The organism is Streptomyces sp. NPDC031474 (assembly GCF_055581185.1).
In genome coordinates this window covers 263,757-276,636 of sequence record NZ_JBVIJX010000015.1, presented here as the reverse complement: position 1 = coordinate 276,636, position 12,880 = coordinate 263,757, and the positions used below count along the sequence as shown (strand labels likewise).

The window sequence follows — 12,880 nt, the reverse complement described above, 5'->3', positions numbered from 1 at the left end:
TCGATGTGCGGCTCCGCCGCGTGGGCGCGAACAGCCCCCACCGGCCCGCGGCCGACGGGCAACGAGAAGGGACCCGGGGCAGCCCCGGGTCCCTTCTCGCTGTTGTGCGGGCGACTTAACCCAGCGGCAGGCTCTTCACCGGCAGGGTCTCGGCACCCGGCAGCCCACCCTTGGTGAGCGAGTCCGTCGGCAGCCCGCCCTTCGTGGCGGTCGAGGCGGTGTCCCCGAGGAGGCCCTCGGCGGAGCCCGCCGCCTCGCCTGCCGTCTTCTGCGCCACCGGCGCCGCCTTCTTCACGGCCTTGCCGCCGGTCTTGGCCGCGGCCGGCACCGCCTGCTTGACGGCCTTGCCGCCGGTCTCACCCGCGAGCCCGGTGACGTGCTGCGTCGCGCCGTCGACCGTGTTGCCGACGTTCGCCGTGTCCAGGGCGGTCAGTCCGCCGAGGTTCGGAGCGGCGGGAAGGCTGGGGGCCGCACTGGCGGAGCCGGCCGCACCGACCCCGGCGGCCGCTCCTGCAGCGACGAGCAGCGCGGCACGGGCGATCCGGCGGGTCAGGGGGAGGGACATGATGCTCCTTCGACGGGAGAGAACAAGAACTGTCTGTGACTGATGCACTGACTGGCTGTCTGTCTGTCCGGGCCCGGACGCAGTGACTACCGCTCGAAGCCCGCGAAGGTTGCGCACCGCCGACGTAAAGAGTTGGCAATGCGTCGCATTATCGGCTGCGGATAAAAACGGGCAAAAACCGCCCGATGTGAAAGTCCGCCAAACCCTTGAATCCCTTTGTCCTCAAGGGTTTCGCGCCACGCGGGGGTGACGGCGCGAAAACCTGAGCACCCGCCCGTCCGAACGGCCCGCACACGACCCGGACGGGTGAGGACCCGTACTACTGAGCGGTGAGGATCCGCACGCTGCCGGTGTCGCCGCCCGCCCCCGAGGCCCCGCCGGACGTCCCGGCGGCCTCCGCGCTGGTCGCACCGATCGCCCGCCACTTGCTGTCGGTGTTGCCGGAGACCCACTCCCGGCCCGCGTAGGAGACGCGCTCGATGCGCAGGGCCGAGGCGTTGGCCACCGCCCAGTGAGCCAGTTGCCATCCGCACTCGCCGGCACTGCGCCCACCGCCGGTGGTGTCCTCGGACACGGGCAGCGTCACGGTCCGCCCGCTGGTCTCCATGACCGGGGTCTTGGCACCGGCCGTCGAGGCGCCCCCGGCGGCGGAGTCGGATTTCGCCGCACTCGCCTCCTGGCGCGCGACCCGCCCGAAGTCCCGGGCCAGCGCCGCCCGCACCGCGGCCGGGCCCGTGGTGGTCGTGGCGCCCGCCCGGCCGTCGCAGGTCAGCGCAGCCGCCGACGTCCCGGTCAGCGCGGCGGCCAGCACCGTGGCGTCCGGCTCGTGCTTGGCGTACGCCTCCGGGTAGCCGCTGCGCTGCACGCGCTGCGCGGCCACGGTCAGCGGGAGGTCGGTGTAGCCGCGCACCTTGGCGAGGTGCTCGTAGAAGATGTTCGCCGCGTACGCCGGGTCCGTGACCTGCTGCTCGGTGCCCCAGCCCTGCGAGGGCCGCTGCTGGAACAGGCCGAGCGAATCACGGTCGCCGTGCGTGAGGTTGCGCAGCCCCGACTCCTGGATGGCGGTCGCGAGCGCGATCGCCACGGCCCGCTCGGGCATGGCCCGGTCGGTGCCGACGGCGGCGATCGTGGCCGCGTTCACCGCCTGCTCGGGCGTGAACTCGTAACTCGTCCCGTTCGCGTCGCCGGAAACGACTCTGCAGCCCGGATCGCCGGTGCCGCCGGTGACGTACTGCACCACGACGTAACCCGCGACGGCGGACAGGACCGCGCAGGCCGCCCCGAAACGGAGGAGGCGGCCGCGGCGCTTGGGGGAGGGGGGACGGCTCTGGCACGCGTACAAGGTACTGGAGAGTACTGAGGAGTAGGAGGCAGGTGCGCACAGCGGGCAACAGCGGGCGACAGCGGAACGGCCGACTGGCGCGTTAGGGTCGACGGCATGGCCGACACCCCGCTTGACCTCACGCTGGACGCCGCGCTCCTCACCGCACAGCTCGTGGACTTCCCCTCCGAGAGCGGCACCGAGAAGCCCCTCGCGGACGCCGTCGAGACCGCCCTGCGCGCGCTGCCCCACCTGACGGTGGACCGCTACGGCAACAACGTGGTCGCCCGCACCAACCTGGGCCGCGCCGAGCGCGTGGTCCTCGCCGGGCACATCGACACCGTCCCGATCGCCGACAACGTCCCCTCGCGCCTGGACGAGGACGGGGTCCTGTGGGGCTGCGGCACCTGCGACATGAAGGCGGGCGTCGCGGTCCAGCTGCGCATCGCGGCGACGGTACCGGCCCCCAACCGCGACCTGACCTTCGTCTTCTACGACAACGAAGAGGTCGCGGCCGACCTCAACGGCCTGGGGCACGTGGCCGAGCACCGCCCGGAGTGGCTGGCGGGCGACTTCGCGGTGCTGCTGGAGCCCTCCGACGGCCAGGTGGAGGGCGGCTGCCAGGGCACCCTGCGGGTCCTGCTGAAGACGAAGGGCGAGCGGTCCCACTCGGCGCGCTCCTGGATGGGCTCCAACGCCATCCACGCCGCGGCCCCGATCCTGGCCCGCCTGGCCTCGTACGAGCCGCGCTACCCGGTCATCGACGGTCTGGAGTACCGGGAGGGCCTCAACGCGGTCGGCATCACCGGCGGAGTGGCCGGCAACGTCATCCCCGACAGCTGCGTCGTCACCGTCAACTTCCGCTATGCGCCCGACCGCAGCGAGGCGGAGGCCGTAGCGCACGTCCGCGAGGTCTTCGCCGACTGCGGAGTGGAGGAGTTCGTGGTCGACGACCACAGCCCCGCCGCCCTGCCGGGCCTGTCCCACCCGGCCGCGGCGGCCTTCATCAAGGCGGTCGGCGGCACCCCGATGCCCAAGTACGGCTGGACGGACGTCAGCCGCTTCTCCGCCCTGGGCGTCCCCGCCGTCAACTACGGCCCCGGCAACCCGCACTTGGCGCACAAGCGGGACGAACGCGTGGAAACGGCGAAGATCCTGGCGGGCGAGGAACGCCTGCGGACCTGGCTGACGGCCTGATCCGCCGGACCAGCCCGCCCACACATCACGGCGGACACGCCGACGTCCCCCGCCCGTAACCCGCGTAGATCTACGCTGAGATGGAACAACCCGCAAGCGGAGGGAGCTCACATGGCTACAGGCAACCCCGAGGGCAAGAAGCAGCCGCCGGACGAGCAGCGCCTGGGACCGGTCCTCCGCAGGCGGGATCAGGTGCAGGCGAGCACCACGGACCAGCGGCTGCTGGACGAACGGGCTCCCTCGGACTGGGTTCACACCGACCCCTGGCGGGTCCTGCGCATCCAGTCGGAGTTCATCGAGGGCTTCGGCACACTCGCCGAACTCCCCCCGGCCATCAGCGTGTTCGGCTCCGCCCGCACCCCCGTGGACTCCGCGGAGTACGAGGCGGGCGTACGGCTGGGCGGCGCCCTCGTCGACGCCGGGTGGGCCGTGATCACGGGCGGCGGCCCCGGCGCGATGGAGGCGGCCAACAAGGGCGCGAGCCAGGCGGGCGGCGTCTCCGTCGGCCTCGGCATCGAGCTCCCCTTCGAGCAGGGCCTCAACCCGTACGTCGACATCGGCCTGAACTTCCGTTACTTCTTCGTGCGGAAGATGATGTTCGTGAAGTACGCGCAGGGCTTCGTGGTCCTGCCCGGCGGCCTCGGCACCCTCGACGAACTCTTCGAGGCCCTCACCCTCGTCCAGACCCAGAAGGTGACCCGCTTCCCGATCGTCCTCTTCGGCACCGAGTACTGGGGCGGCCTGATCGACTGGCTCCAGAACACCCTGGTCGCCCAGGGCAAGGCGGCGCACAAGGACCTCCTGCTCTTCCATGTCACGGACGACGTGGAGGAGGCGGTGGCCCTGGTGTCCAAGGAGGCGGGCCGCTGACGACGGTTCCCGGTGAGCGCTGCGGGGTCACGCCAGTCCCCGCCGCGCCACCGCCGGAGCCCGGTGGCCGGCGATCGACGCCACCATGTCCAGCACCTGCCGCGTCTCCGCCACCTCGTGCACCCGGTACACCTGCGCCCCCAGCCACGCCGACACGGCCGTGGTCGCCAGGGTCCCCACCACCCGCTCCTTCACCGGCCGGTCCAGGGTCTCCCCGACGAAGTCCTTGTTCGACAGGGACACCAGCACGGGCCACCCCGTCTCCACCATCTCCCCGAGCCGCCGGGTCGCCTCCAGGCTGTGCCGGGTGTTCTTCCCGAAGTCGTGCCCGGGATCGATCATGATCGACTCCCTCGGCACCCCCAGCCCCGCCGCCCGCTCCGCCAGCCCCACCGTCACCCGCAGAATGTCGGCCATGACGTCGTCGTACGTCACCCGGTGCGGACGCGTCCGCGGCTCGGCGCCCCCCGCGTGCGTGCACACCAGCCCGGCCCCGTACCGCGCCGCCACCTCCGCCAGCCGCGGATCCACGCCGCCCCACGCGTCGTTCAGGAGATCCGCGCCCGCCTCGCAGACCGCCTCCCCGACCTCGGCCCGCCAGGTGTCCACGCTGATGATCACGTCCGGGAAGCGCCGCCGCACCTCGGCCACGAAGCCGACCGTCCGCCTGGCCTCCTCCTGAGGCGTCACTTCGGCACCGGGCCCGGCCTTCACGCCGCCGACGTCGATGATGGCGGCGCCCTCCGACACCGCCTGCTCCACGCGCGCGAGGGCCGGCTCGTCACGGAAGGTCGCGCCCTGGTCGTAGAAGGAGTCCGGGGTGCGGTTCACGATCGCCATGATCACCAGCTCGTGCGCGCCGAATTCACGCCTGCCCAGCCTGAGCATCCCCTGTGACCTCTCCTAGTCCGGCCTGCACATCCACCGTCTGCGACCCTAGCTGTCGGACCCGCATGGCACGATCGGACCCACACACATCCACTCCGAGCACACCGAGTGTGGGGACCCACCGATGGTTATGTTCTTGTTCCTGGTCATCGCGCTCGCCGTCGTGGTCGCCGCGGTGACCCTCGCCGTGGTGGGCGGCGGCGAGGGCACCGGCCCGCTGCCGGAGGTCGCCCCCGAGCGGCTGCACGACCCGCTGCCCCCGGACCGCCCGGTCGACCGGTCCGACGTCGATCACCTTCGCTTCCCGCTGGCCGCCCGCGGCTACCGCATGGCCGACGTGGACGACGCCCTCAGCCGCCTCGCCGCCGAACTCGCCGAGCGCGACGCCCGCATCGCCGACCTGGAGTCCGCCCTGGCCGGCGCCCGGACCCCGGCCGGGCCGCCGCACGTCTCCATGGAGAAGCAGGCCCCGGAGGACCACCAGTGAGCGACGGCACGGCACTCGCGGGCGCGGACGGCGCGCTGCGCTGCCCCTGGGCCCTGTCCACACCGGACTACGTGACCTACCACGACGAGGAGTGGGGCCGCCCGGTCCACGGCGACGACGCGCTGTTCGAGCGCCTCAGCCTGGAGGCCTTCCAGTCCGGCCTGTCCTGGATCACGATCCTGCGCCGCCGCCCCGGCTTCCGCACCGCCTTCGCCGACTTCAAGATCGCCTCGGTCGCCGTCTTCACCGACGAGGACCGCGAGCGTCTGCTCGCCGACCCCGGCATCATCCGCAACCGCGCCAAGATCGACGCCACCCTCGCCAACGCCCGCGTCCTGGCCGAGTGGGCCTCCGGCGACCTGGACGACCTGATCTGGTCCCACGCCCCCGACGCCACCGCCCGCCCGGCCCCGAGAACCCTGGCGGACGTCCCGGCGGTGACGGACGAGTCGACGGCCCTGTCGAAGGCCCTGAAGAAACGGGGCCTGCGATTCGTGGGCCCGACGACGGCGTACGCACTGATGCAGGCGTGCGGGCTGGTCAACGACCACTTGGAGACGTGCGTGGCCCGCAGCGCCCCGTGAGTCAGCGACCCGAGTACTTCGGCTTCTCCTTGGCGACGAAGGCCCGCACGGCGCTCGCGTGATCCTCGGAGGCCCCCGCCCGGGTCTGCAGCTCGTCCTCCTTCTCCAACGTCTCGGAGAGCGAGTGCGAGAACCCGTACGCGACGGCCTCCTTGATCGCCGCGTAGGCGACCGTCGGCCCCTCGGCCAGTGCGCGCGCCACGTTCTCGGCCTCTTCGCGCAGCGCGTCCGCGGGGACGACCCGGTTGGCGATGCCCAGCTCGTACGCCTCCTGCGCCGTGATGCTGCGCGGGAAGAGCAGCAGATCGGCGGCCCGCCCCGGCCCGATCACCCGGGGCAGGGTCCACGAGACGCCCGAGTCGGCGGTGAGCGCCACCCCCGCGAACGACGTGTTGAAGGACGCCGTGTCGGCCACGACACGGAAGTCCGCGGCGAGCGCGAACCCGAAGCCCGCCCCCGCCGCCACCCCGTTCACCGCGGCGACCACCGGCTTCGGTGCCTCGGTCAGCGCCCGCACGATCGGGTTGTAGTGCTCCTTGACGGTGCTCATGACCTTCCCGGAGCCCTCGGCCAGCAGCCCGATGTGCTCCTTGAGGTCCTGCCCCACGCAGAACGCCCGCTCACCGGCCGCGGTCAGCAGCACGGCCCGTACGGCATCGTCGGTCACGGCGGACCGAACCGCCTCCCGGAGAGCGACCTTGGTGGCGATGTTCAGCGCGTTCATCGCCTCGGGGCGGTTCAGCGTGATCGTCGCGAGCCCGTCGCTCACCTCGTAGAGCACGGTGTCGGCCATGGCGTATCCCCTCCGTGTCGCGGCTCCGACGTACTACTGGTCAGTACGCCCGGTGTACGAGGACAGCATGGCGGAGATCATCGACCGGGGACCGGACCCCGCGTGTGACCTGCGTCAAAGAATTTGGGAGGGTTTCCGGTGCATGGAAGTCCGCGCGGGCGCGCAGTATCGCAGTCACATCGCCGAATTGAGTGGTTTTGCTCGCGCGCGTTGCCCAAGCGATGCCGACTGATGTTGGTCATCGGGTCCTGAGATGCGGGATAATGGCCTGGAAGCAATGTGTTCGATGCCGGTGTCGTGTGTCCCACGCTGGACCGCGGCTGCCCTCCACGGGCCGTCGGCTTTGGCGATGAGCTGGTTTCAGGAAGGGGAACGAGCATGGCGGCCATGAAGCCGCGAACGGGTGATGGCCCGCTCGAGGTGACCAAGGAGGGGCGGGGCATCGTCATGCGCGTTCCGCTCGAAGGCGGCGGTCGACTCGTCGTCGAGCTGACCCCTGACGAGGCCGACGCGCTCGGCGACGCCCTCAAGAAGGTCGTCGGCTGACGCGCAAGCGACCCTACTTCTTCAATCGCTCCGGCAGCCGTAAGGGTGCCGGAGCGATTGTTTTGTCAGGTTTTTCCGGGGTTTACCGGCGCCGCCCAGCCCGAAAGGCCCAAGGCCGCACTCAAAGCACGACCGCAGTCAGCGCTTGACCGCGCACAGCAGCCCGTCGCCCACCGGCAGCAGGGAGGGCACCAGTTCCTGGCTCTCCCGCACCGCCCGCAGCAGCTCCCGGATTCTTATGACCTCCGTCGGCTGCGGACCGGAGTCGACCGTGCGGCCGTTGGCGAAGACGCCCTCGAAGACGACGAGCCCGCCCGGGCGCAGCAGGCGCAACGATTCAGCGAGGTACTCCAGCAGCTCCAGCCGGTCACCGTCGCAGAAGACGAGGTCGTAGCCGGCGTCCGCCAGCCGGGGCAGGACGTCGAGCGCCCGGCCCGGGATGAACCGGGCCCGGTTGCTGGCGAAGCCACAGGCACGGAACGCCTGCCGGGCGAACTGCTGGTGTTCGGGCTCGGGGTCGACGGTCGTCAGGACGCCGTCCGGCCGCATCCCGTACAGCAGGTGGATCCCGGAGACGCCGGTCCCGGTACCGATCTCGGCGACCGCTTTCGCGTCCACGGTGGCGGCGAGCATCCGCAGCGCGGCGCCCGTGCTGGGCGACACCGAGCGCAGCCCTGCCTCACGGGCCCGGTCACGGGCCCAGAGCAGCGCTTCGTCCTCGGCGGCATAGGCGTCGGCGAACGCCCAGCTTGCCTGCCGGTTGCCGGTAATGACCCTCTCCTGTCCCCGTGGTTGCCTCGGCGTGACTGTATCCGTTGCCGCCGGGAACCCGCAGATGGGACCGGGCGTTTGAAGGGGTGGGAACGCTGACGGGGGGACACGGTTGGATCACGACGAGGGACCGGGCGTCGAGCAAGTGCTGACGCAGACGTATGAGCCGTCCCAGCACAGATCAATTTCTCGTAAAACCGCTTATCCGGAGCTAACGGGCGAGGTGGCTATGGTAGGGGCTCCACTGGACACCACCAGAGCCGACAGGGGAGGTGCGGCCGCGCCTGTGCATCAGAGAGGAGCGCTGCGGCGCCTTCTCAGGTCGGCGGGCAGGCCGAAATCCGTGAACGACACCGCTGCTGACTCCAGCCACGCCGCCGGCACCGCCGGCCGCGCCCAGACCGCGACCTTCTCCACCGACGCGGACGGGCAGGCGTGGACTCCGCCCACGTGGGAGGAGATCGTCAGCATGCACAGCGGCCGGGTCTACCGGCTCGCCTACCGTCTGACCGGCAACCAGCACGACGCCGAGGACCTCACCCAGGAGGTCTTCGTCCGCGTCTTCCGCTCCCTGTCGACCTACACGCCGGGCACCTTCGAGGGCTGGCTGCACCGCATCACCACCAACCTCTTCCTGGACATGGTCCGCCGCAAGCAGCGCATCCGCTTCGACGCGCTGGGCGACGACGCGGCCGAGCGGCTGCCCAGCAAGGAGCCCACCCCGCAGCAGGTCTTCAACGACGCCCACTTCGACGCGGACGTCCAGCAGGCCCTCGACACCCTCGCACCCGAGTTCCGCGCCGCGGTCGTCCTGTGCGACATCGAAGGCCTCTCCTACGAGGAGATCGCCGCGACCCTCGGCGTCAAGCTGGGCACGGTCCGCTCGCGCATCCACCGCGGCCGGTCGCAGCTGCGCAAGGCGCTCGCGCACCGCGCGCCCGACGCGCGCGCCGAGCGCCGCCCCTTCGCGGCCCGCGTTCCCGCTCTGGGAGGAGGGGGCGCGACCGCGTGAGTGAATCCCGGAACAACGCAGCCGAGAGGCTCCTCGCGGAGCAGCACCTCGGAGACCGGCTCTCGGCCCTGGTGGACGGCGAGCTCGGTCACGACACCCGCGAGCGGGTACTGGCGCACGTGGCGACCTGCCCGAAGTGCAAGTCGGAGGTCGACGCGCAGCGCCGGCTGAAGAACGTCTTCGCGGAAGTCGCCCCGCCCGCCCCCTCCGAGAGCTTCCTGGCCCGTCTCCAGGGGCTTCCCGGGGGAGGTGATCCGGACGGCGGCGGCTCGCCGCTCGGCGGGGGCGCGGGAGGCTTCGCCGACGGAGTCTTCGGCGTAAGAGGACCGAGACGGGACGAGCGGTTCGAGTTCGGCTATGCGCCGGCCCGCGACCACGGCTCCGTCCTGTCACCGTCTCCGGCCTCGGACCGGGGCTTCCGTATCCACCCGGTCGGTCGTGGCGGCGACCGCCACGACAGCGAGCGGTCGCGGAGCATGCGGTTCGCGTTCGTCGCCGCCGGCGCGGTGTCGCTGGCCGCGATCGCGCTGGGCGGCATGACCACCGTCGCCCCGGTCGACACGACCGCAGACGGCCGCGTCGGCTCGGGCAACGGGAGCAATGTGACACCGGCCCGGACCCCGGGCACGGGCTCCTCGGCGACACCGGACAGCCAGCGGCGCCGTGCCGTGGGCCCCCTGCTCTCCCAGGGCGGCCAGCTCGGCGACACCCCGATGGCGCCGACCGAGGTCTCCGCACCGCTGCTGCCGGGCGTGCCCACGCCGGGCGGCGACCGGGGCGAGCAGGCACTGCACCGGCTCACCAGCCCCATGGTGGCCGGCGCGGCGGCGACGTCCCCGCTGATACGTCCGCTCGGCACGATCCCGCCGGTGGCCCTGACCTCCTGGACCACCCCGCCCGAGATCACCGGACTCGGACTGCTCACCGCGCCCGTCCCCGAGACCACCTCCGCTCCGTCCCCTTCCCCCTCCCCCTACTCGCAGCGCACCCGCTGACCCGGGCCCCGCGCCGCTCCGCCGTGAACCTGGTTGAATCCGGGGTGGACCGCGCCCTGCCAGGCAGCCGGGCGCGGAGGCGGAGTTCGCCGGGCCGGGTGCCGTGGCGGGGGCGAGGGTGGGGAGAGCATGGACGAGGGGAAGCCCACGAGGGCGAAGTGGTGGAGCCGGCCTCGACCGCAGTCATCCCGGACACCCGAGGACGACTTCGAACTGGCCGAACCGGCGCCGAGCGGACAGAACAGCACGGCGGATCCTGCGGACATGGCAGACACGGCAGCGGGACCCGCCACCAGCGATGCCGACACCGACACCGACTCTGACCTGGCCTCTGGCCCCGCCGGCGCTACCCACGCCCCCAGCAACGACGGCGACTACGAACTGAGCCGCCCGACAAGCACGACAATCCCCCAAGCAGACCTGGGCGTCCCGGGGATCCCGGCGAACCTGCCCGGCTCCGAGGTCTCGGCGGACCGACATGTCCTGGCGGACCCGGCGGTCTCGGGGGACGGGGATGTCCTGGCGGACCCGGAGGTCCCGGCGGACCTGGCCGGCTCCGCGGTCTCGGCGGACCGGGATGTTCCGGCGGACCCAGCAGCCTTGGCCGTCCCGGGGATCCCGGCGGACCCCGCAGTGTCGGCGGACCTGGGCGTCCCAGGGGTCCCGGCGAACCTGGCTGGCTCCGCGGTCTCGGCGGACCTGGCGGTCTCGGGGGACCCGGCAGTCCTGGCGGACCCGGCAGTCTCGGCGGGCCTGGCCGTCTCTGAGTTCTCGGGGGACCCCGCGATCTCGGTGGATCCGCCGGTCTCGGCGGAATTGGGTGTCTCGGCGGTCTCGGGGGACTTGGGCGTCCCGGCGGACCCCGCAGTCCCCGCAGTCTCGGCGGGCCTGGCCGTCTCTGAGGTTCCGGCGGGCCCGGCCGTTCCGGCGGGCCCGGCCGTTCCGGCGGGCCCGGCCGTTCCGGACGTCGTGGCGGACGTCGTTGGCCTTGACGGGCCGGTGGTGGCCAGTTCGGGTGTTCATGCAGACGCGGGCTTCTCGGCCGACGTGGGTGCCGCTGCGCCGTCCTCGGCGCCGGTCGGGGAGGGGCGGCCCAAGCCGCTGCATGACCCCGACCCTTACAGCACCCCGCCGTACGGTGAGCCGGGCCCCTGGGCGCCCGCGCCGCCCGTCCAGCATCCGGTGGCGGCGACCGTACCGCCGGCGGGCCAGGGCGACGCCGCGCCTCCTCTCGGGCCGGTGGGCGAGCCTGGGCCCTGGGCGCCCGCGCCGCCCGTCCAGCATCCGGCGGCGGCGACCATACCGCCGGTCGGCCAGGGCGACGCCGTACCTCCCCTCGGGCCCGCAGCCGAAGCCGGTCCCGGCCTGGCTCCCCTCTCGGCCTCCCCGCCCTCGGCCGGTCCCACCCCCTGGGGCCGCTACGACCCCTGGTCGCCCACCCCCTTCGCCGGAGCACCGCTGCCCGGGGCCGACGCTGCCCAAGGGTCTCCGCCCGTTGGCGGGTCCCTTCAGCACGCCGGCGTGCATGTGCTCAGCGCGGCCGAGCGGCGTAGGCAGATGCGGTGGAGGCTGGTCGGGGGCGCGTTGGCCGTCGCGCTGGTGTCCGGGGGGCTCGGAGGAGCCGTAGGGGCGTATCTGGAGCGCAACGGCGGCCTCAACGGGGTCCAGCTGCCGCAGGCCTCCGCCGAGCCCACCGGGCGGGCCGCGGACAGCGTGGCCGGGATCGCCGCGCGGGCCCTGCCCGGCGTCGTCACGCTGCACGTCAGCGGCGGTGAGGAGTCCGGCACCGGGACCGGCTTCGTGCTCGACTCGCTCGGCTACATCCTCACCAACAACCACGTCGTCGAGCCCGCCGGAAGCAACGGCGAGATAACCGTCGTCTTCAACGGCGGCACGACCGCCAAGGCCGAGGTGGTCGGCCGGGACAGCGGCTACGACCTCGCCGTGGTGCGGGTGACCGGGGTGAAGGGGCTGAAGCCCCTCTACCTCGGCAACTCCGACAACGTCCAGGTCGGCGACCCGGTCGTCGCCATCGGCGCCCCCTTCGACCTCGAGGGCACCGTCACGTCGGGCATCATCAGCGCGAAGGAACGGCCCATCACCGCCGGCGACGGCAGCGCCGGCGACGACGGCAGCGACGTGTCGTACGTCGACGCCCTGCAGACCGACGCGCCGATCAACCCCGGCAACTCCGGCGGGCCCCTCCTCGACAGGCAGGGCCATGTCATCGGCATCAACTCCGCCATCCGCTCCGCCGCCGACGGCACCGACTCCGGCACCGCCCAGGCCGGTTCGATCGGCCTCGGCTTCGCCATCCCGATCAACCAGGGCAAACGCGTCGCCGAGGAGCTCATCAACACCGGCAAGGCGACCCACCCGGTCATCGGCATCACCCTCGACCTGGACTACGCGGGTGACGGCGCCCGGGTCGGCACGGCCGGTGTCGGCGGAGGGGCCCCGGTCACCGCGGGCGGCCCCGGCGACCGGGCCGGCATCCGCGCCGGGGACGTCATCACGGAGGTCGACGGCCAGCGCGTCCACTCCGGTGAGGAGCTGATCGTCAAGACCCGCGCCCACCGCCCGGGCGACCGGCTGGAACTGACCGTCGAGCGCGGCGGCGCGCAACACACCCTCACACTGGTCCTCGGTTCGTCCGGCTCCGGCTGAGCTCCGGCCGCCCTCGATTGACGCAAACGTCACAGGTCGGGCCCCGAAACCCGGCCCCACAAGGCAAACAACGCGGAAAACCGGTGGCATACACATACTCGGACGCCCCGGGACGGTACCGGTCGGACAGGTGTGACAGGTACCGTGGACCCGGCCCGGACCACGGAAGACCCGAACTTGACCA

General features: G+C 72.4%; 13 protein-coding genes. 8 read left to right on the top strand and 5 right to left on the bottom strand.

Annotation, left to right across the window (positions count from 1 at the left end; genetic code table 11):
• Window positions 1-115: 115 nt before the first annotated feature.
• Entirely contained in the window at window positions 116-565 is a 450-nt protein-coding gene (locus tag ACZ5SK_RS31345) for an ATP-binding protein (RefSeq protein ID WP_361701380.1), read from the bottom strand.
• Between the two features lie 319 nt (window positions 566-884).
• Window positions 885-1,907, bottom strand: coding sequence for a heavy metal transporter (locus tag ACZ5SK_RS31340; protein ID WP_468576749.1), 1,023 nt, complete (start codon window positions 1,905-1,907; stop codon window positions 885-887).
• A 96-nt stretch (window positions 1,908-2,003) separates the two neighbouring features.
• Between ACZ5SK_RS31340 and dapE the strand changes: the two genes are divergently transcribed.
• Complete coding sequence (gene dapE, locus ACZ5SK_RS31335) at window positions 2,004-3,083, top strand: succinyl-diaminopimelate desuccinylase (protein ID WP_334577436.1); 1,080 nt, start codon at window positions 2,004-2,006, stop codon at window positions 3,081-3,083.
• A 111-nt stretch (window positions 3,084-3,194) separates the two neighbouring features.
• Window positions 3,195-3,953 (top strand): LOG family protein, encoded by a 759-nt coding sequence (locus ACZ5SK_RS31330; RefSeq protein ID WP_334577435.1) that lies wholly within the window; start codon window positions 3,195-3,197, stop codon window positions 3,951-3,953.
• Window positions 3,954-3,980: 27 nt separating this feature from the next.
• Here the strand turns inward: ACZ5SK_RS31330 and folP are convergent, their stop codons facing one another.
• Window positions 3,981-4,841, bottom strand: coding sequence for a dihydropteroate synthase (gene folP, locus ACZ5SK_RS31325; RefSeq protein ID WP_334577434.1), 861 nt, complete (start codon window positions 4,839-4,841; stop codon window positions 3,981-3,983).
• A gap of 130 nt (window positions 4,842-4,971) precedes the next feature.
• Here folP and ACZ5SK_RS31320 point away from each other — a divergent pair, with 130 nt between their 5' ends.
• Together ACZ5SK_RS31320 and ACZ5SK_RS31315 are read left to right on the top strand one after the other, a co-directional pair.
• Window positions 4,972-5,328: a DivIVA domain-containing protein gene (locus ACZ5SK_RS31320; RefSeq protein WP_334581178.1), complete on the top strand. Its 357-nt coding sequence runs from the start codon at window positions 4,972-4,974 to the stop codon at window positions 5,326-5,328.
• Window positions 5,325-5,912: a DNA-3-methyladenine glycosylase I gene (locus ACZ5SK_RS31315; protein ID WP_334577433.1), complete on the top strand. Its 588-nt coding sequence runs from the start codon at window positions 5,325-5,327 to the stop codon at window positions 5,910-5,912. The genes ACZ5SK_RS31320 and ACZ5SK_RS31315 overlap by 4 nt, the downstream gene beginning before the upstream one ends.
• 1 nt (window position 5,913) lies before the next feature.
• Here the strand turns inward: ACZ5SK_RS31315 and chcB are convergent, their stop codons facing one another.
• On the bottom strand, window positions 5,914-6,705 hold the full coding sequence (gene chcB / locus ACZ5SK_RS31310) for a 2-cyclohexenylcarbonyl CoA isomerase (RefSeq protein ID WP_334577432.1): 792 nt from the start codon (window positions 6,703-6,705) through the stop codon (window positions 5,914-5,916).
• 378 nt (window positions 6,706-7,083) lie between these two features.
• On the opposite strand from chcB, the gene ACZ5SK_RS31305 reads away from it, so the two are divergent.
• Window positions 7,084-7,251 carry a DUF3117 domain-containing protein gene (locus ACZ5SK_RS31305; RefSeq protein WP_003966491.1) on the top strand — a complete coding sequence of 56 codons (168 nt, stop codon included), beginning with the start codon at window positions 7,084-7,086 and terminating at the stop codon, window positions 7,249-7,251.
• 138 nt (window positions 7,252-7,389) lie between these two features.
• Here the strand turns inward: ACZ5SK_RS31305 and ACZ5SK_RS31300 are convergent, their stop codons facing one another.
• Window positions 7,390-8,088: an O-methyltransferase gene (locus tag ACZ5SK_RS31300; RefSeq protein ID WP_079659873.1), complete on the bottom strand. Its 699-nt coding sequence runs from the start codon at window positions 8,086-8,088 to the stop codon at window positions 7,390-7,392.
• Window positions 8,089-8,251: 163 nt separating this feature from the next.
• On the opposite strand from ACZ5SK_RS31300, the gene sigE reads away from it, so the two are divergent.
• From sigE to ACZ5SK_RS31285, 3 genes are all read left to right on the top strand, one after another.
• Window positions 8,252-9,034: an RNA polymerase sigma factor SigE gene (gene sigE / locus ACZ5SK_RS31295; protein WP_334577431.1), complete on the top strand. Its 783-nt coding sequence runs from the start codon at window positions 8,252-8,254 to the stop codon at window positions 9,032-9,034.
• A complete protein-coding gene (locus tag ACZ5SK_RS31290) occupies window positions 9,031-10,029 on the top strand; it encodes an anti-sigma factor family protein (RefSeq protein ID WP_334577430.1) in 999 nt (332 codons plus the stop codon). Before sigE ends, ACZ5SK_RS31290 begins: the two co-directional genes overlap by 4 nt.
• Window positions 10,030-10,293: 264 nt before the next feature.
• Window positions 10,294-12,696 (top strand): S1C family serine protease, encoded by a 2,403-nt coding sequence (locus ACZ5SK_RS31285; RefSeq protein WP_468576748.1) that lies wholly within the window; start codon window positions 10,294-10,296, stop codon window positions 12,694-12,696.
• Window positions 12,697-12,880: the final 184 nt, after the last annotated feature.